21 protein-coding genes are annotated in these 22,049 nt (G+C 63.0%); 13 read left to right on the top strand and 8 right to left on the bottom strand.

The window, feature by feature from the left end; genetic code table 11:
* Window positions 1–16 precede the first annotated feature (16 nt).
* The 9 genes from nuoN (at window position 17) to AC54AG_RS20620 (ending at window position 8,258) form a co-directional block, all read left to right on the top strand.
* Window positions 17–1,519, top strand: a complete 1,503-nt coding sequence (gene nuoN / locus AC54AG_RS20660) for an NADH-quinone oxidoreductase subunit NuoN (RefSeq protein ID WP_070302186.1) — start codon at window positions 17–19, stop codon at window positions 1,517–1,519.
* Window positions 1,520–1,522: 3 nt separating this feature from the next.
* Window positions 1,523–1,846 carry a DUF2818 family protein gene (locus AC54AG_RS20655; RefSeq protein ID WP_034749970.1) on the top strand — a complete coding sequence of 108 codons (324 nt, stop codon included), beginning with the start codon at window positions 1,523–1,525 and terminating at the stop codon, window positions 1,844–1,846.
* A 57-nt stretch (window positions 1,847–1,903) separates the two neighbouring features.
* A complete protein-coding gene (locus AC54AG_RS20650; RefSeq protein ID WP_034749968.1) occupies window positions 1,904–2,476 on the top strand; it encodes an NUDIX domain-containing protein in 573 nt (190 codons plus the stop codon).
* An 8-nt stretch (window positions 2,477–2,484) separates the two neighbouring features.
* The gene (locus AC54AG_RS20645) at window positions 2,485–3,180 is read left to right on the top strand and encodes a membrane protein (protein ID WP_034750291.1); all 696 of its coding nucleotides are present in this window, start codon (window positions 2,485–2,487) and stop codon (window positions 3,178–3,180) included.
* 12 nt (window positions 3,181–3,192) lie between these two features.
* Complete coding sequence (gene ispD / locus AC54AG_RS20640) at window positions 3,193–3,894, top strand: 2-C-methyl-D-erythritol 4-phosphate cytidylyltransferase (protein ID WP_456130412.1); 702 nt, start codon at window positions 3,193–3,195, stop codon at window positions 3,892–3,894.
* 17 nt (window positions 3,895–3,911) lie between these two features.
* A complete protein-coding gene (gene ispF, locus AC54AG_RS20635; RefSeq protein ID WP_496631472.1) occupies window positions 3,912–4,412 on the top strand; it encodes a 2-C-methyl-D-erythritol 2,4-cyclodiphosphate synthase in 501 nt (166 codons plus the stop codon).
* 162 nt (window positions 4,413–4,574) lie between these two features.
* Window positions 4,575–6,608, top strand: coding sequence for a PKD domain-containing protein (locus tag AC54AG_RS20630; protein ID WP_496631471.1), 2,034 nt, complete (start codon window positions 4,575–4,577; stop codon window positions 6,606–6,608).
* Window positions 6,609–6,722: 114 nt separating this feature from the next.
* A complete protein-coding gene (locus AC54AG_RS20625; RefSeq protein ID WP_496631470.1) occupies window positions 6,723–7,898 on the top strand; it encodes a PQQ-dependent sugar dehydrogenase in 1,176 nt (391 codons plus the stop codon).
* Between the two features lie 57 nt (window positions 7,899–7,955).
* Window positions 7,956–8,258 carry a hypothetical protein gene (locus tag AC54AG_RS20620; RefSeq protein ID WP_034749954.1) on the top strand — a complete coding sequence of 101 codons (303 nt, stop codon included), beginning with the start codon at window positions 7,956–7,958 and terminating at the stop codon, window positions 8,256–8,258.
* Window positions 8,259–8,262: 4 nt separating this feature from the next.
* Here AC54AG_RS20620 and AC54AG_RS20615 read toward each other — a convergent pair whose 3' ends face one another.
* Window positions 8,263–9,477 (bottom strand): MFS transporter, encoded by a 1,215-nt coding sequence (locus tag AC54AG_RS20615; RefSeq protein WP_338679294.1) that lies wholly within the window; start codon window positions 9,475–9,477, stop codon window positions 8,263–8,265.
* Between the two features lie 90 nt (window positions 9,478–9,567).
* Here AC54AG_RS20615 and AC54AG_RS20610 point away from each other — a divergent pair, with 90 nt between their 5' ends.
* Window positions 9,568–10,188 (top strand): TetR/AcrR family transcriptional regulator, encoded by a 621-nt coding sequence (locus tag AC54AG_RS20610; RefSeq protein WP_496631469.1) that lies wholly within the window; start codon window positions 9,568–9,570, stop codon window positions 10,186–10,188.
* On the opposite strand, the gene AC54AG_RS20605 is transcribed toward AC54AG_RS20610, so the two are convergent.
* Window positions 10,189–10,527 (bottom strand): MmcQ/YjbR family DNA-binding protein, encoded by a 339-nt coding sequence (locus tag AC54AG_RS20605; RefSeq protein WP_072452751.1) that lies wholly within the window; start codon window positions 10,525–10,527, stop codon window positions 10,189–10,191.
* Between the two features lie 516 nt (window positions 10,528–11,043).
* Here AC54AG_RS20605 and AC54AG_RS20600 point away from each other — a divergent pair.
* The gene (locus tag AC54AG_RS20600) at window positions 11,044–11,700 is read left to right on the top strand and encodes a CCXG family PEP-CTERM protein (RefSeq protein ID WP_072454057.1); all 657 of its coding nucleotides are present in this window, start codon (window positions 11,044–11,046) and stop codon (window positions 11,698–11,700) included.
* 73 nt (window positions 11,701–11,773) lie between these two features.
* On the opposite strand, the gene AC54AG_RS20595 is transcribed toward AC54AG_RS20600, so the two are convergent.
* The 6 genes from AC54AG_RS20595 to AC54AG_RS20570 form a co-directional block, all read right to left on the bottom strand.
* Window positions 11,774–12,754, bottom strand: a complete 981-nt coding sequence (locus AC54AG_RS20595) for an FHA domain-containing protein (RefSeq protein WP_496631468.1) — start codon at window positions 12,752–12,754, stop codon at window positions 11,774–11,776.
* Window positions 12,751–14,154 carry a S1 family peptidase gene (locus AC54AG_RS20590; RefSeq protein WP_496631467.1) on the bottom strand — a complete coding sequence of 468 codons (1,404 nt, stop codon included), beginning with the start codon at window positions 14,152–14,154 and terminating at the stop codon, window positions 12,751–12,753. The genes AC54AG_RS20595 and AC54AG_RS20590 overlap by 4 nt, the downstream gene beginning before the upstream one ends.
* A gap of 74 nt (window positions 14,155–14,228) precedes the next feature.
* Window positions 14,229–14,882 carry a GTP cyclohydrolase II gene (gene ribA, locus AC54AG_RS20585; RefSeq protein ID WP_034749940.1) on the bottom strand — a complete coding sequence of 218 codons (654 nt, stop codon included), beginning with the start codon at window positions 14,880–14,882 and terminating at the stop codon, window positions 14,229–14,231.
* A gap of 220 nt (window positions 14,883–15,102) precedes the next feature.
* Complete coding sequence (locus tag AC54AG_RS20580) at window positions 15,103–17,346, bottom strand: PhoX family protein (protein WP_072452757.1); 2,244 nt, start codon at window positions 17,344–17,346, stop codon at window positions 15,103–15,105.
* 157 nt (window positions 17,347–17,503) lie between these two features.
* Window positions 17,504–17,890 carry a DoxX family protein gene (locus AC54AG_RS20575; protein WP_034749935.1) on the bottom strand — a complete coding sequence of 129 codons (387 nt, stop codon included), beginning with the start codon at window positions 17,888–17,890 and terminating at the stop codon, window positions 17,504–17,506.
* A gap of 31 nt (window positions 17,891–17,921) precedes the next feature.
* Window positions 17,922–18,623 carry a pirin family protein gene (locus AC54AG_RS20570; RefSeq protein ID WP_072452761.1) on the bottom strand — a complete coding sequence of 234 codons (702 nt, stop codon included), beginning with the start codon at window positions 18,621–18,623 and terminating at the stop codon, window positions 17,922–17,924.
* A gap of 167 nt (window positions 18,624–18,790) precedes the next feature.
* Here AC54AG_RS20570 and AC54AG_RS20565 point away from each other — a divergent pair, with 167 nt between their 5' ends.
* On the top strand, window positions 18,791–19,717 hold the full coding sequence (locus AC54AG_RS20565) for a LysR family transcriptional regulator (RefSeq protein ID WP_034749931.1): 927 nt from the start codon (window positions 18,791–18,793) through the stop codon (window positions 19,715–19,717).
* 165 nt (window positions 19,718–19,882) lie between these two features.
* A complete protein-coding gene (locus AC54AG_RS20560) occupies window positions 19,883–22,039 on the top strand; it encodes a putative bifunctional diguanylate cyclase/phosphodiesterase (protein ID WP_070302160.1) in 2,157 nt (718 codons plus the stop codon).
* Window positions 22,040–22,049: the final 10 nt, after the last annotated feature.

Raw genomic sequence — 22,049 nt, 5'->3', positions numbered from 1 at the left:
ATAGAAGACCGATAACATGACTAATGCACCTAATCTGGTACCGCTGTACGCGGAAATCTTTCTGCTGATCGCCACGTCGGCGCTCTTGCTGATCGATATGTTCTTGCCTGCGGCGAAGCGTTCGATCACCTATGCGCTGTCCTTGCTGACCCTGGCAGGCTGCGCCTTGCTGACCGTGGGCGACTTCAACGCGGGCACCACCGTCTACACGTTCCACAACATGTTCGTGTCGGACCCGATGTCGCAGCTGCTGAAACTGTTCTCGTACGGCGCCGTGGCGCTGACCCTGATCTACTCGCGTGCCTATGCCACCGACCGCAACATGCTGTCGGGTAACCTGGGCGGCGAGTTCTACGTGCTGGCCCTGTTTGCACTGCTTGGCCAGATGATCATGATCTCGGCCAACAACTTCCTGATCATCTACCTGGGTCTGGAACTGATGTCGCTGTCGCTGTACGCGCTGATCGCTCTGCGCCGTGACAATGCCAAGGCCACGGAAGCGGCCATGAAATACTTCATCCTGGGCGCACTGGCTTCCGGTTTCATGTTGTACGGTATCTCGATGCTGTACGGCGCCTCCGGCACGCTGGATCTGGGCGAACTGCGCGTGGCGCTGGAAAACGGCAAGACCAACGGCACCATCATGGTCTTCGGCCTGGTGTTCCTCGTAGCCGGCCTGGCCTTCAAACTGGGCGTCGTGCCATTCCACATGTGGGTGCCTGACGTGTATCAAGGTTCGCCGACGGCCGTGACCCTGCTGCTGGGCGGCGCGCCGAAACTGGCCGCGTTTGCCATCACCCTGCGTTTGCTGGGCGAGGGCTTGCTGCCGATGGCGCATGACTGGCAGCAAATGCTGCTGGTGCTGGCCGTGATGTCGCTGGCCATCGGTAACTTCACCGCCATCGCGCAAACGAATCTGAAGCGCATGTTGGCGTACTCGACCATCGCGCAAATGGGCTTCGTTCTGCTGGGCCTGCTGTCCGGTACCGTAGACGCACCGAACAACACCCTGAACGCGGCTGGCGCAGCCACCGCCTACGGCGCCTCGATGTACTACGTCATCACCTACGTGTTCACCACCCTGGGTACCTTCGGCGTGATCATGTTGTTGGCACGCAGTGGTTTCGAAGCGGAAGAACTGGCCGACTTCAAGGGCCTGGGCAAACGCAGCCCGATCTTCGCTCTGGTGATGACCCTGTTCATGTTCTCGCTGGCCGGCGTGCCGCCGCTGATGGGCTTCATGGCCAAGTACTCGGTGCTCGCTTCCGTGCTGGCCACGGGCCAGCTGTGGCTGACCATCGCCGCCGTACTGTTCTCGCTGATCGGTGCCTTCTACTACCTGCGCGTCGTGAAAATGATGTGGTTCGACGAGCCGACCGATACCAACGCACTGGTCGTGCATGGCGACATGCGCGTCGTGCTGGCACTGAACGGCGTGTTCGTCCTGGCGCTGGGCGTGATGCCTAACAGCATCCTGGCGGCCTGTGCTTCGGCCATCACCAAGACCCTGGCGTCCTGACCGATGGATGTCACCGTCTCGAGCTGGCTGGTGATCGCCCTGGGCATCCTGGGCGCGAACCTGCCTTTCTTGAACGAGAAACTGTTTGCCGCCGTGCCCCTGAAAAAGGCGGCGCAGGCGGAGCAGGGCTGGCGCAAGCCGCTGGCGCTGCGCCTGCTGGAGATGGTGATTCTGTACTTCATCGTCGGCGCCGTGGCCTTCGCGCTCGAAGCGCGCATCGGCAACGGTTTCCCGCAGACGTGGGAGTTCTATGCCATCACCGGCTGCCTGTTCCTGGTGCTGGCTTTCCCAGGCTTTGTCGGACGCTACCTGCGCAAACGCCGTTAGCAACAACGACCGAAAGCGGCGCCTCTGGCGCCGTTTTTTATTGAATAAAGGAATTCCATGGATACCCAAGCCACTGATACGCAATTGATTGAAACCAAGGTCGATGGCGAGCTCGTTTACCAAGGCGGCTTCCTGCGCGTGCAGCGCGACCGTGTTGCCCTGCCGGACGGCAAGATCACGGCGCGCGAATTCGTCCTGCATCCGGGCGCCGTCGTGATCCTGCCGCTGCTCGACGATGGCACGGTGCTGATGGAACGCCAGTACCGCTATCCGCTGGACCGGGTCTTTATTGAATTCCCGGCCGGTAAGATCGACGCGGGCGAATCGCACCTGGCGTGCGCCCAGCGCGAGTTGCTGGAAGAAACAGGCTACACGGCCAGCGACTGGCAATTCGTCTCCACCATCCACAACGCCATCGCGTATTCCGATGAACACCTGGAATTGTTCCTGGCGCGCGGCCTGGTGGCCGGCGAACGCCAGCTCGACGAAGGCGAATTCCTCGAGACATTTACGGCCACGGTGCCGCAGCTGCTCGACTGGGTCAAGGATGGCACGATCACGGACGTGAAAACCGTCATCGGTATCTTCTGGCTTGACAAGATCACCAGCGGCGTGTGGCAGCCGGCCTGATACAGCGCATGCGCACGGCAATCTTCCTGCTGCTGGCGACGGCCAGCCTGGACACGCTGGCGGCCGCGCGCACGCCGTTCCAGGTGCGCTGCGAAGACACGATCAGCAAGACGGTGTCCGTGCTGACGGCGCAGCAGAATGGCTACAGCATCGACACGCATCTGCCGTACAAGGCCCTGACGGTGATGAAGGGCATGGCGCGCGCCAATACCTGGGTACTGGGATTGACGAAGACGGATTCGCGCGTGGCCATCGCCCTGGCCGGCCCCATGCTGCAAGACCCGGCCAGCGGCTATGAATGCGTGGCGCCGCAGATTACCGTGAGCCTCACGTATGCGCCCGTCGTGATCTATATCGGCCGCGAGTTTGCCCCCGGCACTTGCGCGTATGATGAGATACTCGCGCACGAGCTGCGGCACATGAAAACCTATATGGAACACTTGCCGCGCGTGGAAAAGACCGTGCGCGCGGCGCTGGCCAAGCGCTTCGAGGCGCGGCCCCTGTATGCGCCCAGCGGCACGGCCAAGGCGGCGCTGGCGCGCGAGATCGACACGGGCTGGTTGCCGTACATCAAGGCCGAAATGCGCAAGGTGGAAACCTTGCAGGCGGCCATCGATTCTCCGCAAGAATATGCGCGCCTGGGCAAGGCGTGCAAAGGTGAAATCCAGAACATCCTGGCGGGCAAGGCAGCGCCCGCCAACTAGACAAGGAATGGCATGACAGCAGCACCGAACACCGTCCGCTACTTTGCGCTGATCCCCGCCGCCGGCGTGGGCGCGCGCATGGAGGCGGGCAGTCCCAAGCAGTATTTACCCATCGCTGGCAAACCCATGCTGCGCCATGCGCTCGACGCCTTTCTCGCCAGCCCCCTGATCGCGCATACCTATGTCGTCGTCAGCGCCGACGATGGCGTGATCGACACGGTCGTGCCGGAATACGGCGTCACTGTGCTGCGTTGCGGCGGCGCCACGCGCATGGAAAGCATCCTCAATGGATTGCGCGCCATGCACGGCAGCATCGCTGCCCACGACCAGGTGCTGGTGCACGACGCGGCGCGTCCCGGCCTGACGCCGGCACTGATCGAAAAGCTCATCACCGAAGTCGGTGAGCATCCGGCCGGGGGCCTGCTGGCCTTGCCCGTGGTCGATACCGTCAAGCGGGCGGGGCAGGGCGGCTTGTCCGCGCAGACGGTGCCGCGCGACGGCCTGTGGCTGGCGCAGACGCCGCAAATGTTCAGCTATGCCTTGCTGCACAAGGCATTATCCGAAGCGCCCGACCCGCAAGCGATCACGGACGACGCCAGCGCCATTGAAGCGCTGGGCCTGGCGCCCAGGCTCGTCGAAGGCCACCCGCGCAACCTGAAGGTGACCTTGCCGCGCGACATACACACGGCCGAGCTGTACTTGGCCCATCCTTGAATTCCTGAGAGACCCGCATGAACCCAACGACACCCAACCTCCCATTTCGCATCGGCCAGGGCTATGATTGCCACGCGCTGGTGGAAAACCGCGACCTGATCATTGGCGGCGTGAAGATTCCCCATCACCTGGGCTTGCTCGGCCATTCCGACGCGGACGTGCTGCTGCACGCGATCACGGACGCCATCTTCGGCGCCGCCGCCTTGGGCGACATCGGCCGCCACTTCCCCGACACGGACGCGCAATTCAAGGGCGCCGATTCGCGCACCCTGCTGCGCGAAGCCGTGCGCCGCGTGCAAGCCACCGGCTATGTGATCGGCAATATCGACGCCACCATCATCGCCCAGCGCCCGAAAATGGCGCCGCACATCGCCGCCATGTGCGCCAACGTGGCCGAAGACCTGGGCGTGAGTGTGAGCCAGGTCAACATCAAGGCCAAGACGAATGAAAAGCTCGGTTACCTGGGCCGGGAAGAGGGCATCGCGGCGGAAGCCGTGGCCTTGCTGTTGCGGGCCTGAGCGTACCCGGCAGCGCTGTTTTAATGATTCCTGAAAATTAATATTTCTAAAGTGAAATTTGGTGAAAATTTAACGTTATTGTCACGATAATATTTGTCCGCTTTTTCGGACGCGACAAGACGTCACCTTATAACCACGGGAATATTGAGAGAACGGAATCATATGCGCAGTCGTATGCAAGGGCCAGTCGTGCGCTGGTTGGGCGTTGGGATGCTGGCCGGGTGTGGCGGTGGTAGCGGTGGCGGTGGCGGCGGAAACGATACTATATCGCCTCCGCCGGTCAATACGGCACCAAAAGCCGCTGTCTACTTTGCTGGCACGGTCAGCAATGGCAGCAGCGGTGCCGACGCTACCGCCACCACAGGCGCCGATGTGGTGCTTGATGCGTCTGGTAGCAGCGATGCGGAAGGCGATGTACTCAGCTATATCTGGAGCCTGGTCGCCAAACCTGCTGGCAGCGCCTACGTGCCCGTTACTCCCACCGGTGCCAAGCTCAGTATCAAGCCCGATGTACTGGGTAACTATGTATTCAATTTGCGTGTGACAGACAGCAAGGGTGCGTTCTCAGACAAGAGCGTAACTGTGATTGCCGACAATACCCCACCGAATGCGGTCACTGTGATTCGGGCTACCTTTACGGCGGTGCCAGTGAATCAGCCGCCCCTGACCGTGTCGGTCGGTTCTGGCGTGGCCCTCGACGCCTCAGGCAGTACGGATGTCGACGGCGACGTCGTCAGTACGACATGGCAATTGATAACAAAGCCGGTCGACAGCATGTCCACGCTGTATGCCACGGGACAAGGCGCCGTCTTCTCACCCGATGTGATGGGCATGTACCAAGTGCGCGCCCACACTACCGATGGCAAGGGCGCATATGCAGACACGGTGTACCAGATCAGTGCCGCCAACAGGGCACCGGTCGGCGTCATCCGCGGTACGGTGGCTGTTATCAGCCGCGACACGCAAACGGTGCCGATAGGCCAGCCGGTGGTCACCAGCGGCATCCTGAGCTATGACGAGGGTGGTGCTCCGCTGAGCTATGCCTGGGCGGTCGATACCCGTCCGTCCGGTTCTGTTGCCGTTGTAGGTGCAGCGACGGCGGCGATTCCTGCATTTACGCCGGACGTGGCTGGTGCTTACGTGTTGTCGCTGACAGTGAGCAACGGCCGCCAGACGGCCGTCGCTTACCTGAAGCTCAATGCGGTCACGTCGACTTCGAGCGTGGTCGCATTGCCGTTCAAGCCGGTTGAAATGCGTTATAGCCAGGCTGTTGACCGCTTGGTCGTGGTGACTGCGGAGCCGTACACAATCAAAGTCATCAATCCGGTCGATGGTGCGACCACCAGCATTGATCTGCCGACAGCGGTCAAGACCTTCAATCTGAGTCCGGACGGCAAACTGGCTGCTGTGTTGCATGATGGCGTGGTCAGTCTGGTTGATCTGGTGTCGGGGAGCCTGTTGAAATCGTCCGGCACCGGTGGCATGCAAACGGAAGTATTCGTTACCAACGCCGGCGTGGTATTTCTCTCGGGCCAATCGACTGTTTCATACGCACGGCCCGCTGTTGCTGTTATCAACGCACGTACGGGACAGGCGATGCCTTCGCTTGAGTTTGGCAATAGCGGTTTCTATGGCGCCCTGCGCGGCGTGTTTGCGGCATCGAAGAACAAGGCATTTCTCTCGCAGGGTAATTACGCGACTCTCTCGTATTTCACCATTGACCCGCAAACGCACGCCATCCTCACCAACGGCACTGTGTATAGCGACTATTACATTTCGTCACCGTTCTTCCTGTCTCCGAAGGAAGATTTGTTGTTTACCGCAAACGGTACCTACTTTAGTACCGATACGTTGCAATACATGGGGCGCTTTACCTTTGGTTCAAGCAGCAGCGGCGGCAGCAACAGCATGCAAGCGATGAGTTATTCGCCCGCCAGAGCGGAAGTGTTGCTGATGGAAAGTTCGCTTGACTACGCTTATCCAGCCAACGATACGGTATATCAGACCAGCTACAAGAAATATAGCGGTGAACTGCTGTTCCCTGCAGGCAGTGTTAGCCTGCCGGTGATTGGCGGCGAACAAAGTTACGGCATCGGCATCTTCCACACGGCCGCTGGCGACCCCGTGGCGCTGGTGCAGACGGGCGGCGCGCAGAAGAGCACGCCGCGCGCGAAGTACTATCTGATCTATCGTTGATAGTCGCTGCCAGGCGGCGCGCCCGTCTGGCAATCTGTGCTATTTTTAAAGGCGGCGCGATGGCAAAGACCATCCCGGCCGCCTTTTTTCATTGACGACACAGGAGAATTTCCGATGCCAACCATCAAGCGCACACGCCTTGCCACCGCACTGTTGCTGGGAGCTTTCGCCGCTTGCGCCATACCCGCCCACGCCGAACTGCAAGCCACGGGCGAACCGCCTGCCGCCAAACAGGGCTGGAAGGCCGAGACCGTCGCGCAGGGCGTGCGCCAGCCGTGGGGTATTGCCTGGCTGGGCGAGGGACGCGCGCTCGTCACGAGCAAGCAGGGGACCTTGCATCTGCTTAACGGCAAGAAATTCGAGGACGTTGCGCTGGAAGGCATGCCCAAGGTGTTTACGGGCGGTCAGGGCGGCCTGCTCGATATCGTCGTTCATCCGCAGGATGCGGGCAAGGCTGCGCCACGGGTCTACATGACGGTGTCGACAGGCAACAACGACGCCAACCGCACGACCCTCGTGCGCGGCGTGTTCGACGGCAAGAAGGTGACGGGCATCCAGACCCTGTTCAAGGTGGCCACCGACAAGAGCGGCGGCCAGCATTTCGGTTCGCGCCTGCTGTGGCTGCCGGACGGCACTTTACTGATGAGCGTGGCCGATGGCGGCAATCCGCCGCTGCGCATCGGCGACCGCCTGGCGCGCGAGCAGGCGCAAAACCTGGCCACGCACCAGGGTTCCATCCTGCGCCTGACGGACGAGGGAAAACCGGCGCCCGGCAATCCGCTGGCGGCCAAGGGCGCCTTGCCGGAAATCTGGTCGTACGGCCACCGCAACGTGCAGGGCCTGGCGCTCGATCCTGTTTCCGGCCGCGTGTGGGCCACGGAACACGGGCCGTATGGTGGCGACGAGCTGAACCTGGTGACGGCAGGCGGCAATTACGGCTGGCCTTTGCAAAGCTATGGCGCCGACTACAAGACGCATGAGCCAGTTGGCAAGCACGAAGTGGCGGGCATGCTCAATCCTAGCGTGGCCTGGGTGCCGTCGCCGGCTCCGTCGGGGCTGGCCGTCTATACGGGCGACAAGATCGCCGCCTGGCGCGGCAGCATCTTCAGCGGCGGCCTGGCGGCCAAGGATATCCGCCGCATCGCCGTCGATGCCAGCGGCAAGGTGACGGGGCAGGACCGTCTGGACATCGGCGCGCGCGTGCGCGACGTGCGCCAAGGGCCGGACGGCTACCTGTATGCGCTGACCGATGAAGACAACGGCCGCTTGCTGCGCATCGTGCCGCAGTAACACGCCAGGTGCCCACTTCGCTTAAGATGGCGCCTTTACTTTATTCAAGGTGGCGGCATGGCCCGTGATACTTATGCATACCGGCACGTTGCCGTCGAATCGCGCGTCATCAATGGCCACGTGGAAATCCGCCCCGTGCCGGGCCAGGCTTTCTCACCCGAGCTGGCCGTGCAGTGTTCACGCCGCCTGGCCGACCTGCAGCGCTATCCGTTGGGCAGCCGCTTTTTACTGTTTGCCAAGCTGACGGACCGCCTGGGCGGCACGCCCTTCCTGTATGCATATCACGGCGACGCGGACGTCGTGATGACGCCGGCCGAAGTGACGAAATTCCTCGGCGAATTCCGCCGCGGCCGCATCTGATTTTCTACGAGGCGACGCAGGCCGCGCCAGCCTTGGCATTGGCTTGCGGCTTGCCGAAGATGGCGATCGTCAAGGCGCAGCCGAGGGCGAACAGGCCACCGACCACCATTGCGCTCGATACGCCCAGCCGGTCGACGGCCATGCCGCCCAGCAAGGCACCGGACGCCAGCGATACTTGCACGATGGCGACAAACAGCGCGCTGCTGCCTTCCATCAAGTGCGGCGCCGCCTTGAACATCCACGTCTGCACGGCGATCGGCATGGCGCCGAATCCGAAGCCCCACACGGCCACCAGCAGCATGGCGGTGAGTGCATGGCTGCCGAACGCGGCCAGGGCCAGGGTGGACAAGCCCAGCACGGCGCCCGTCACCATCAGCGCGGCCCGTTCGTAGCGGCCGGCGGCCCAGCCGCCCACGAGGTTGCCGATGAAACCGGAAGCGCCGTACACGAGCAGCATCGCGCTGACGGTGCCGGCCGCCAGGTGCGACACTTGCGTGAGGAACGGCGCGATATATGTGTAGGCGGCGAACTGGCCCGTGAAGATCAGGGCCGTGGCGATCAGGCCCAGCCTGGCTTTACGGATGCCGAAAATCATCGGCAACTGGCGCAAGCGGATGGCTTGCGTCGGTGGCAGCCTGGGCAGCAGCAAGAGCTGGCCGATGAAGACCAGCACGGCAATGGCGCTGGCCGCACCGAAAGCGACTCGCCATCCCACCAGTTCGCCCACCAGCGCCCCAGCTGGCACCCCGGCCACCGTACCCAGCGAGACGCCGGCGAAGATGATGGACATGGCGCGCGACGCATGCTGTGGCGACACGAGGCGCGGGCCGATGGCGCTGCCGATGGCCCAGAAGCCGCCCACGCCCACTCCCAGCATGGCGCGGCCCAGCAGTATCCAGCCATATGACGGCGCCAGCGCCACCAGCAAGTTCGAGGCGATCAGCAGGGCGGTGAGGGCCAGCAGCACGATGCGGCGGTCCAGGCGGCCCGAGCCGACGGTGACGAAGATGGCGGCAAACGCGGCAACGATGCCGGGCGTGGTGATCATCAGCCCCGCCTGGCCCTTGCTGATGGCCAGTTCGGCGGCCATGGCCGGCAGCAGGCCGACGGGCAGGAATTCGGAGGTGACGAGGGCGAAAGCGCCGATGCCGACCGACAGGACGGCCAGCCACGGCGCCACGGTGGTATCGTCGCCAGTAGTGTTGGAGGGTGTGTGCATAGGGGTTCCTGAAAAGCCCGGAGGTTTTTAACCGGTCGGTATATAATATCTGGAAATGAACATTGTTGTCATAATTTTTTACCGATCGGTATGAAACCAGAAAAAACAGCTGAGACAGCCAAGGCAAAAACGGGACGGCCACGCACGTTTGACGCGGACGAGGCGCTCGATTGCGCCATGAAAGTGTTCTGGGAAAAGGGCTATGAGGGCAGTTCCCTGCCGGAATTGACGAAGGCCATGGGCATGAACCGGCCCAGCCTGTATGCTGTCTTCGGCAACAAGGAGCAGCTGTTCCACAAGGCGCTCGAACGCTACAGCGACACGCGCATGCGTTTTTTCGATGCGGCACTGGAACAGCCGACGGCGCGCCAGGTGGTGGAAGCGTTGCTGACGCAGTATGTCGACGCGCAAACCATGCCGGACGGCCCGCACGGCTGCATGGGCGTCAATGCGGCGCTCGCCTGCAGCGACGATGCCCTGCCGATCCGCGATGAATTGTTCGCGCGCCGGCTGCGCGGTGAAATCAAATTGCGCGACCGCTTGCGGCGCGCCAAGGAAGAGGGGGATTTGCCGCCCGATTCCTGCCCGGAGCAGCAGGCGCGCTTTGTCGTGACCCTGTCGCAGGGCATGGCCATCCAGGCGGCGGCCGGCGTCTCGCGCGAGCAATTGCAGCAGATGGTGGGCTTGCTGCTGCGTAATTGGCCGATGTAACTATCCTGTCGGGGCGATGGTCTTGGCCAGGTCGCTGGGCGCCTTGCGCCGCCAGGCGGCCGTCAGGGCGGCGGCCAGCATGTCGAGCTCGGCGTCCGCCAGGCACACCGTGATGCCGGCCAGGCGTTCGCCCCACCACAGTTTCTCGCAGCCCGCTGGCGTGATGACGGTGGCGATATGCGCCGCTTCCGCATCGAGCAGCACATTGATGTGCTCGTCGTCGGGCAGGGTGGCGAAGATCTTCCCGCCCACGCGGAACGATGGACGGTCGTGGTGTTCTTCCTCGGTAGTGTCGGGAAACGACAGTGCCAGATAGCGTAGTTCTTCCAGGTCGACCATTCCTCTTTCCCCCTCATCGGACAGATAGCAGCGTGACTACATTTTGCCATGCTGTTTCGCCCCGTGGTGCAGCGGCATGCGAAAAGAAATGCGCAAGATGCGACACTGACGGACTGGTCTGTGGTGCCGCCGCGACACGCCGCGCACCGCGCATGGTCGTTGCGACAGAGTGGAAGATGGTGCTTTTCTGCCGCTGGACAGATGCTTGCCAGAAAAATATCTTTCATGGCTAAAAGAAAAATACTTTTCTTCCTGGAAATTTGAGCTAGAATAGCTCCAACGTCTTACCTGACCCGTCAATTGTCTGGCCTTGTCCCGGGAACCCGAACCCTTTCCAGGACGCTTGCAGTGCCGCCATGGCACGCCGCAAGTCCGCGCTGTTTTGTGGAAGCCACGTCCCCGACCGCTCATTCACGCAATCCCTAGCGCTACGCCGACACGCCTCAATGCAGCGTGTATTCAGCTCCAGCGCGCCCCTTGCTGCGCCCACTGAATACTTACTTACTGGATACCATCATGAAAAACCTGCCTAAAATCGCCCTGTCCCTGATCGCCGTCGGTGTGTTTGCCCACGCGAACGCCAGCACCATCACCGTCTCCACCGGCTATTCGGGCGCCGGCGCGCAAAGCTCGGCCGCCGACTACCAGTCCGTCGTGAATGCCGCCGTGGCCACGCCAGGCGCCGGCTATGGCTCGACGACGATCGCCAGCTATGACAACGTCAGCAACAGCGGCCTGTTCGGCAGCGGCTCGAACATCGCCTTCAAGTCGGTGATCAACTTTGGCGTCAGCGCGGCCGATGCGGGTGCCTGGAGCTTCCGCAGCGGCGTCGACTTCGGCAAGGGCGGCGCCCTGTTCCTCGACGGCGTGGCGCTGGACTTCAAGAGCAATGACATGTGGTGGGCAGGCAACTACAACAATGGCAGCCAGTTCTTCAGCGGTTCGAGCGCCTTGTCGGCCGGTAACCACACCCTGAGCATCTACGGCCTGGAAGGCTGCTGCGATGGCGGCCAGCAAGCGCAGTTCAAGGCGGGCAACAACAATTTCGCCAGCTTCGGTGCCAATGACGGCTTGATCTCGGCCGTCCCTGAGCCAAGCACCTACGCCATGTTGCTGATCGGCCTGGGCTTGCTGGGCTTTACGGCGCGCCGCAAGCAGGAAGCTAAGTTCTAAGCAGAGTTTCCAAGCAATAATAAAAAGCCCGCCGGTCTGTCAGGACACGGCGGGCTTTTTGCATGTCGGCCTCTTAATCGCCGCTGTCTTCGTCTTCGTCGGCGCCCTTCGCCGCCTTGCCCCGTTCGGCATCGACGGCGCGCTGCAGGCCGGCCGCGTCGCGGAAGAAGGCGTCCGTCGTGTGATCCGGGCTCAGGCGCAAGGCCGGCGGGTAGATCACGGACATGTAGGTCTCGTCGGCCAGGCGGCCGCTGGCCTGCAGGTTGCTCAGCAGGATCAGGCTCGAGCCGAGGATGGCCAGCACGACGGCGACGAGGCCGAAGCGGCGCGGGTGCTGCGGTTTGATCGTGCACAAATGGTAGTAGATCATGGCGCACACGATGATGATGAACATATGCCGTCCGTAGCGCGTCAGCGCTTCCAGCGAGAACGCATACGCCGCCACGTTGCTGGCCAGCTCCCACACTTCCATGGCCAGCAGGCCGCAGCCGATGATGAACAGGTGGCGGCCGAAGCGCGCCACATGGCCGAACAATCGGTTTGCCACGGCCCAGATCGACGCCCATACGAGGCCGCCGGCCAGCGCATAGGCGACGATCATCAGGTAGGAAATCGGCTCGAAGGCGTCCGCATCGCTGAGCCAGTTGCTGAAGGCGGCCGAGGCGCCGATCATGGCCAGGCCGGCGACGGCGGGGCGCAAGCCTTCCCAGTCGTGCCGGGTCGTGTCGCCCAGTTCGGGCGCCACCGGATGATCGCTGGCGCGCACGCGAAGGCGTGTGTGGCCCAGGCGCACGATGCTGTTGCCACTCAAGGCCACTTGCGGTTGCCGCTGTCCCCGGTGGATCACGCCGTTCTGGCTGCCCAGGTCGCGCAGCAGCAGGCCGCCGTCGCCGTCGTCTTCCACAATGGCGTGCTCGGCCGCTGTATGCGGGTCGTCGAGGATGAAGTCGTTGCCGTAGCTGCGGCCGATGCGGATCGGCAGGGACTCGATCCGCTGGCGCCGCTGCACTTCGCCATTCTCGGCGAGGATTTCAAGGTAATAGGGCGGCTTCATGGCTTGCGGCTGCTGTTGGTGGAGGGCGCGCGCGACAGCGCTTCGAGGAAGGTGCGCGTGACGCGCATGCCGTTGGCGTAGGACACGCCGCGCGCGTCGATGCGGCTTTGCAGGCTCATCAGTGGCTCATCGGTGCTGGCGGCCAGCAGGGCAAAGTCGTACAGTCCCGTAAACTTGCGGTAGGCGCGCACGCACAGGACGGCGCGTAGGGGCAGCGTCTTGTTCTTGACGAACTGTTCGGTGCATTGCGGGCCCGTCAGATTCACGCTCTTGTAGCTGCCGAAACTTTCATTCTTGAACGAGGCGCTGGCCAGTTCGGAAAAGCGCAGCGCGCCCAGTTCGCTGCTGCGCAAGAATTCGTGGCGCATCGACACTTGCCCCGTCTGCAGGGCGCCGGAAATGAAGATGGCCGATTCCATGGCGCAGCTGGTGTTGTCGAGCATGTAGGGCTTGTCGGACTTGACGTTGGAGCGGCCCCAGCAGCGCATCTGGTCCGACTCGCGCACGGGCACGCGGTACGGGCCCATGGCTTTCAGGCTCAAGGGCGTGTCGAGCAGGCGCGCCAGCATGACTTCCTGGTGCGCCAGCAGCTGCGCCGTCACCAGCGGCTTGAAGTCTTTCGGCGGCTTGCCTTGCTGCGCCACCTTGGCCAGCAATTGCTGGGCATAGCGGGCCGGTACGAGAAAACTGACGAGTTCGCCATCGAGGCGTTTCGACACGTTCACGCCGGCCACGTCGCCATTCGCGGTGACGCTGGGGCCGCCGCTCATGCCGGAATTGATCGGCCCCGTAAACATCAGCTGATCGTAGAAGCTGCGTGTGACGACGCCGTTGTACGAACCTTCCGAAATGGCGAAGCCCAGGTCCAGCGGATTGCCCATCGAATACAGGTATTGGCCTTGCGTCAGCGGCGCCAGCGTTTCCGGCATCTTGAAGAAACCCGTGCCGTGGCGGTTGACGCGCAGCACGGCCAAGTCGTGCAGCACGTCGACGGCCAGCAATTCCACGTTACCGCGCTGGCCGCTCGTGTCGACCCATTCGCCCACATAGGTATCGGGGTCGAGCGCGAACTGGGACACCACGTGATAGTTGCTCACCACCAGGTCGCCCGTGCCGATCAAGAAGCCCGAGCCGACCGACGACTGCGTGCGGCCGTTTTTCAGCAGCACGCGCACTTGCAGGATGTCGGCACGCGCGGCCGTGTACAGTTTTTGCGCGGCCGACGAGGGTGGCGGCAGGGCCGCATGTTCGGTGGCGGCGGGCGCGGCGGTGGCCGGCGGCGGTTTGGCGGGAGGAGTCGAAGCGGCGGGGGCAGCGGCTGGCGCAGGCGCCGGGGCCGCGTGTGCACCTGCGCCAGCGCACAGGCTGGCCAGCAGGAAGGCGTAGTCAGATAATTTCATGCATCCTTTGTGCGTGAGCAGGAGCGCGGCGGACGAGGGCCGGCATGCGCCGGCCCGGCAAGCCGGGGCAGCAATTACAGGGCGCCGTCTTCCAGCGCCGGGGCCGTTTCCGGCGTCATCATGTGACCCAGCTTGCTTTGCTTGGTATTCAGGTAGTGCTGGTTGAAGGCGTTGCGGTTGACCAGCAGCGGCACCCGTTCGGCCACCGTGATGCCCAGCGCTTCCATTGCCGCGATCTTGCGCGGGTTGTTCGTCATCAGACGCAGGCTGTGGATGCCGAATTGCGCGAACATGGGCTTGCACAAGGTGTAGTTGCGCGCGTCGGCCTTGAAGCCCAGCTGTTCATTCGCCTGCACCGTGTCGGCGCCCGCTTCCTGCAGGCGGTAGGCGCGGATCTTGTTGATCAGGCCGATGCCGCGCCCTTCCTGGCGCAGGTACAGCAAGATGCCGCGGCCTTCTTCGGCGATGCGTTTCAGGGCGCCCTCGAGCTGCGCGCCGCAGTCGCAGCGCTGCGAAAACAGCACGTCGCCCGTCAGGCACTCGGAATGCACGCGCGCCAGCACCGGTTCGCCGTTGCCGATATCGCCCAGCACCATGGCCAGGTGTTCCTTGCCCGTGGCATGTTCGACAAAGGCGTGCAAGGTGAACTGGGCCCACGGCGTCGGCAGTGCGCAGGAAGTCGTGTAATCCAATTCGCCTGTCGCCAGGATGTCTGCGCCGCTTTGCATGGTTGTGCTCATATAAGTAATTATCAAAAATAAAAGGCGCGCGACACCACTCCGGTGCCGGCGCGCCTTGCCATCATACCAAAAAGCAGGGAAACGTTTTCCCTGGCTGCCATTCGGTCGTTGCAATGTCTGGTGATAAGCCTTACTTAGGGGCACTTCCTCCTTTTACAAGGTGAATTGCTGGCTTTGCCTGGCGGTAGCCGCCGCCAGGCACGGGACATCAGCTGCCGATGCGTCCGCCATCGTTCTTGGTGATCACGATGGTGGCCGAACGAGGGCGCTTGCCGGCGCCATAGCCGGCGTTGGCCGGCCACTGGCTCGTGTATTTGGACGGATCGCCGATATTCGCCAGCGAGGTGTTTTCGCCCGGGTGCTGGATGTTGATGAACATGGTCTTGCCGTCAGGCGTTTCGCTGATGCCCGTGATTTCCGAGCCGACCGGTCCCACCAGGAAGCGCTTGAGCGTATCGGCCGTGGGTTTCTTGCCGATGAAGGTGTCGACCGCCAGGTTGCCGCCGGCCGCTGTCGCGTAGTTCAACGTGGACTTGGCGCCGTCGCCGACCTTGCCGGGAATGGCCGCCAGCATCATGCAGTTGGTCACATCCGTGTACGCGCCATCGTCCGTCTGGATCCAGCAGATGCCCGTGTACGGGCTGAAGGCCAGGCCGTCAGGGCTTGAGAAATCCTGGTCGGCCGTCAGGTTCGACAGGTTGATCTTGCTGGCATCGGCGCCGCTCTCGGCGCCGAACAGGTAGACGTCCCACGTAAAGCTGGTGGCCGCGGCCGCGCCCGTGCCTTCCTTGAAGCGGATGATGTGGCCGTTCGGATTGCCGTTCTGCGCGCTGCTGCCCTTCATGTCCGTGTAGGCGCGCGGATTGGCGCTGTCCGGCGCCAGCTGCGACGAGCCGCTCGGATTGACGGTGCGGTTCGAGTTATTGGTCAGCGTGTAGTAGATCTCGCCATTGGCCGGGTTGACCGAGCACCATTCCGGACGGTCCATTTTTGTGGCGCCCACGGCGTCGGCCGCCAGGCGGGCGTTGACCAGCACGTCGGCCAGGTCGGCGAACTTGTAGGCGCTGTAGGCCTGGATCAGCGCGTTCGACATGGCCAGCTCGATCCACTGGCCCGTGCCGTCGGCGGCCAGCTTGGCCACGTACAGCTTGCCCGAATCGAGGTATTTGTCGCCGGTGGCGATACGGTCGGCCGGATTGGCATCGGCGGCGGCCCAGACGGCCGTCGTGACGAACTTGTAGATGTATTCGTTGCGCGAATCGTCGCCCATGTAGACGGCAAGCTGCTGGCCCACGGCCGGCACGCTGAAGGCGGCGCTTTCGTGCGCGTAGCGGCCCAGCGCCGTGCGCTTGCGGATGGCCTTGGTTTTGTCGTACGGATCCATTTCGACGATGTAGCCCATGCCGTTCAGCTCATTGCGGTAGTCGTCGCTGCCGTTGGTCGACGCGCCGATCTTGCTCAGATTCCAGCGCGCGTACTTGTCGTCGCTGCCGCCCGTTTCCCAGCCGTGGCGCGAGGCGCCGCCCTGGCTGCGGCCATAGCGGTTCAGCGACACGACGGACTTGTCGCCGCGCGCCGCGTTGTCGGTGGCCGAGCGCGTGAAGTAGCCGGCCCAGTTTTCTTCGCCGGACAGGTAGCTGCCCCAAGGCGACTTGCCCGTGCCGCAATTGTTGATGGTGCCGCGCGTCTTGGTGCCGGTCGGCGAATATTTGGTGACCACGAGGGCGTTGCCGCGCACGGGGCCGGCGATCTCGATGTCCGTCAGCGGCGTGACGCGGCGGTTGAAGGCGGAATCGTTGACGGTAGCCCAGGCGCTGCCCGTCTTCTTGACTTCCACCACGCTCAGGCCGTGGACGGCCACTTCCTTGTCGACTTCGGCCGCAGGGCGGGGCAGCGAGGTGGTGCCGCCATTCACGTGCAGGAAGTGCGAGGACAGTTTTTCGTCCGTGGTCGCTTCGTGGTTCATCGCCAGCAAGCCCCGTTCGGCGCCGGACGCCAGCGGTGCGCCGGCGGCGGACAGGCCGTAGTATTCCATGCCGTCGTGGTGGTCGCCGGCGCGGTTGTCGAAATCGGTATCGCTGCCGTCATTCTTGTACGCTGGCGTGGCCGCGCGCAGCGAGTCGCCCAGCGCGTACAGGGCCGTGGCCGTGTAGCCGGCCGGTACCGACACGACGTCGGCCAGGCTTTTTGGCACGGCCGTGAAGGCCAGCAGTTTTTCAGGCGTCGGCGTCGGCGTCGGCGTGACGGCGACCGCATCGCTGCCGCCACCGCAAGCGGACAGGCCCATCGACCCCATGACGGCGGTAGCGGCCGTGACGGCGCTGCCGCGCAGCCAGTTGCGGCGGCTCAGGCGGGCGTTCAGGATGCTGTTGAAATGGTTGTCGTGGGACGCGTTGCTGTCAATGTCGTTCAGATCGGTGGCGCTGATGGCCAGATCGTTGGGCTTGTTCATGGGCTGCGATGTCCTGTGGTTGCGTGATTTAAATGGCAACCGCATGATAGTTGGCGAATGTGACAGCGCCATGTCAGCTTGATGACAAAACGGTGACAGGCTGCCGGCAGGGCGGGCCGCGTCGATGACGGGCCCGTCCGGTCAGGCAGCCTTGGCCTTACTTGGCCTGGCGAAAGCCGCGTTCCACCAGCAAGAGCATGCCGCCGAAGATGGACAGGTTCTTCAGGAAGTTCGTCAGCTGGTCCTGGAAGTGGGCCGCATCGGCGCTCCAGAAGGCGTGGAAGATCACGGTAGTCGGGATCAGGAACAGCGCCAGGGCCAGCGCCGCCCAGCGCGCCTGCCAGCCCGTGATCAAGAGCAAGCCGCCGCCCACTTCCAGCACGATCACGCCCACCAGCAAGATATTGGCGATCGGCAAGCCCTGGCTGGCCATGTAGCCGGCCACACCGGCAAAGCCGCCGATTTTCAGCAAGCCCGAGACAAAGAACAGCACGCCAAGGGCGGCACGGCCGAGGGGCAGCAATACGTTGCTTCTGTTTTCCATGATTTTCTCTTTCTGTATATTTGTCTGTTAATTATTTTGGCAGGTCGAAGACGAGCACTTCAGCGTCTTCTGCCTGTGTCAATGTCACGGCTGCTTCCTGCGTCAGCTTCAGCGCATCGCCCGCTTTCAACGGCGTGCCGTTGACGACCAGGCTGCCTCGGATCAGGTGCACATAGGCGAGGCGGCCTTCTTCCAGCGCATGTTCGGCCTGTTCGCCTTCCTGCAGGATGCTGGCGTAGATGGCCGCATTCTGGTGGATCAGCACGGAACCCTGGCGGCCGTCGGAGGAGGCGATCAGGCGCAGCTTGCCCCGTTTGCTTTCCGGCGTGAAGTGTTTCTCTTCATAGCTGGGCGGAATGCCCGTCACGTTCGGCTGGATCCAGATCTGCAGGAAGTGCAAGCCCTCCGTTGCCGAGTGGTTGAACTCGCTGTGGCGCACGCCGCTGCCGGCGCTCATGCGCTGCACATCGCCGTAGTGCAGGACGGAGCCCGTGCCCATGCTGTCCTTGTGTTCCAGCGCGCCGTCGAGCACATACGAAATGATTTCCATGTCGCGGTGGCCGTGCGTGCCGAAACCCTGGCCAGGCGTGACCCGGTCTTCATTGATCACCAGCAAGGGGCCAAAGCCCATATGCAGCGGATCATGGTAGCTGCCGAAGGAAAAGCTGTGGTGGGAATTGAGCCAGCCGTGGTTGGCTGCGCCGCGTTCTTCGCTATGACGAATCTGTAACATGGTGGACTCCGTTTCTATAAGTTAATGTGCGATAATTTCGAAGGACCGTTGCCTGGCGTTACGCCGTGGCTTCTTTTCTGCCCCTCGCTGTACGATGAACAAAGTATAGGCCCCCCAGCAGAGAAAGAAAAACGGAAAATCTTGCGACCTATGATCGAAAAAATCGAATGTTAAGACTGAGCCTGGAAGCCCTGCAAATCGTTGACGCCATCGACCGCCGCGGATCGTTCTCGTCGGCCGGCAAGGAGTTGCATAAAGTCCCGTCCACTATTTCCTATACGGTGGCCAAGCTGGAAGACGACCTGGGCGTGCAAGTGTTCCAGCGCAATGGCCCGAAAGTCATGCTGACGGCGGCTGGCCAGGAATTGCTGAAAGAGGGCCGTTATCTATTGAAGGCGGCACAGGACCTCGAGCACCGCGTGCGCAGGGTGGCGTCCGGCTGGGAAACGGAATTGTCGATCGGCATCGATTCCATGTTTTCCGCCGTGGCCCTGGCCGACGACGTGCGCGCCTTTTACGACGTGGCGCAGCAGACGCGCCTGCGCCTGTCGCAAGACACCCTGTCGGGCACGTGGGAAGCGCTGCTGGACCGGCGCGCCGACTTGCTCGTGGGCGCGCCCGGCGACGGACCGGCGGGCGGCGGCTATATCGCGCAGCCGATCGGCATGCTCGACTTCGTCTTTACCGTGGCGCCCACGCATCCGCTGGCGCAGGTGCGGGAACCGTTGTCGCGCGGCCACCTGCAGCAGCACCGGGCCGTGGTGGTGGCCGATTCGGCACGCCAGATGGCGCCGCGCACCGTGGGTCTGCTGCTGGGCCAGGATGCCTTGAGCGTGCCGAACATGCAGGTCAAGTTCGATTACCAGGTGCTGGGGCTGGGCTTTGGCTTCCTGCCGGGACCGTGCGCCCGCGCCGCCATCGCGCGCGGCTTGCTGGTGGAAAAGGCCGTGGAAGAGCCGAAACCGTCGGAAACGTTTTACCTGGCCTGGCGAGTGGGCGAGGATGGCGCGGCATTGCGCTGGTGGATGGCGCGCATGCGCGAACCGGATGTGTTTGCCCGCCTGGCGCAGCATCTGCCGGGCCATTCGGCGTAGGCCTTAAAATGTTGACATACGCCAACATTTTTAAGTTACCATATTCGCAGTATTGCAATCGTATTTCTTGCCCGACCTCCATGCCCCACAGTGGGATTTTGATGATTACACACACCGCAGCGCCCCTGATACCTTCCCCTGACCTGGCCCACGAGTGGGGTTGCCATGCTTGAGGCGAAGGTCGCGCTGTGCCTGCGCCTGGCCCAGGACGCCCGTGAACAGGCGGGGCCGCAGCAGGCCGCCACGCTGGCGCGGCTGGAGGAAGAGCTGGAACGGCTGCGCGGCGCCAGCCGGCCCGTCGTGCGCGTGGCGCCCCCCGACGCCTTGCTGGAAATCGATCCCGACGGCTTTTTGATCGGCTGGAACCATGGCGCCGAACAGATGTTCGGCTATTCCGAAATCGAGGCGCTGGGCCAGCACATCCTGTTTTTGTATCCGGAAGACGACGCGGAAGCGAGCGTGCTGGAACTGCATTTCATGCAGGGCGACGTGGCTACCGATGTGCGCCGGCGCAAGAAGTCGGGCATGGTGACGTGGCTGCGCATGCACCGCCACGTGATCCACGACCAGGCGGGCAAGGCATGCGGCATGGCCGTGCGCCTGTCGGCCATGAGCGAGCCGCTGTCCGACGTGGACAAGGTCAGGTTGCACGCGCGCATCATCGAAGACAGCGAGCAAGCCGTGCTGATCACGGATGCGGAAGAGCGCATCGTCTCGATCAACAGTTCGTTCAGCCGCATCACCGGCTATTCGCCTGCCGAAGCCATCGGCCGCACGCCGGACTTGCTGCGCTCGGGCGTGCACGACCCCGATTTCCGCGCCAAGGTGCGCGCCGCCATGCGCGGACACGGTTCCTGGCGCGGCGAAATCATCGGCAAGCGCAAGAATGGCGAACTGTTCCCGCAAGACGTCACCATCAGCGTCGTGCGCGACGAATTCGGCGAAATCAGCCACGTGTTTTCCCTGTTTTCCGATATCTCGGTGCACAAGGATGCGGAAGCGCGCATGCAGCGCATGGCCAACTACGACAGCCTGACGGGCTTGCCCAACCGCTGCCTGCTCAATCAATTGGTCGACCAGGGCCTGGCCGAAGCGAAACGCCAGGGCACGCATGGCGCGCTGATGGTCATCGACATCAGCCGCATCGGTTCCATCAGCGATACCCTGGGCCATGAAGTGGGCGACCAGCTGGTGATCGCCATCGGCCAGCTGTTCCGTGGCGCCCTGCGCGACGCGGACATCCTGGCGCGCGTCGACAACAGCAAGTTCGTCGTGGCCCTGCTGCATATCGAAAAGCGCGAACATGCGGCGAATGTGGCGCAAAAGCTGCTCAACCTGCTCGAGGCGCCGATCAATATCGATGCGCACGCGCTGCATGTGGGCGCCAGCATCGGCATCACCGTGTATCCGGAAGATGGCCTGGAAGCGCCGGCCCTGTTCCGCTTTGCCGACGTGGCCGTGTCCAAGGCGGGGCAGACGATCGAATCGACCTTCCTGTTCTATCGCGAAGACATGAACCGCAGGGCCAAGGAACATTTGCGTCTGGAAAGCGAAATGCGGCTGGCGCTGGGCGACAAGGAGCTGGAATTGCATTACCAGCCGAAAGTGAGCCTGGCCAGCGGACGCATCGTGGGCGCGGAAGCCTTGCTGCGCTGGAAGCATCCGATGCGCGGCATGGTCTCGCCCGGCGTCTTCATCCCCGTTGCCGAGGAAACCAGTTTGATTCTGGAACTGGGCACCTGGGTGCTGGACGAGGCATGCCGCCAGATCCGCAGCTGGGAAGACCGGGGCCTGCACATGCCGGCCATCGCCGTCAACCTGTCGGCGCGCCAGTTCGATGAGCAGTTGCCGGCGCGCATAGCGGCCGTGCTCGAGCGCTACGGCGTGCGGCCCGACCAGATCATGCTGGAAATCACGGAAAGCCTGCTGATGCGTGGCGCCGACAAGGTCATCGACATCATGAACCAGCTGGTGGCCATGGGCCTGGCGCTGGCGCTGGACGACTTCGGCACCGGCTATTCCAGCCTCGCCTACCTGAAGAAATTCCCCATCAGTACCTTGAAGATCGACCGCTCGTTCGTCATCGGTTTGCCGTTCGAGGAAAACGATTGCGCCATCGCCCGCGCCATCGTCACCATGGCGCAGCAGCTGCGCCAGGAAATCGTCGCCGAAGGGGTAGAAACGGCCGAGCAGATGCGCTTCCTGCGCGAACTCGGCTGCGACCAGCTGCAAGGCTATCTGTTCAGCCCGGCCGTGCCGGCGGCCGAGTTCGAGCTGATGCTCGATGAAGGCCGGCAATTGCGCCTGGAAGCGGCAGTCTGAAGCCTTAGCG

Source organism: Janthinobacterium sp. BCJ23 (assembly GCF_059617945.1).
This window is presented reverse-complemented; position numbering and strand designations above follow the sequence as displayed.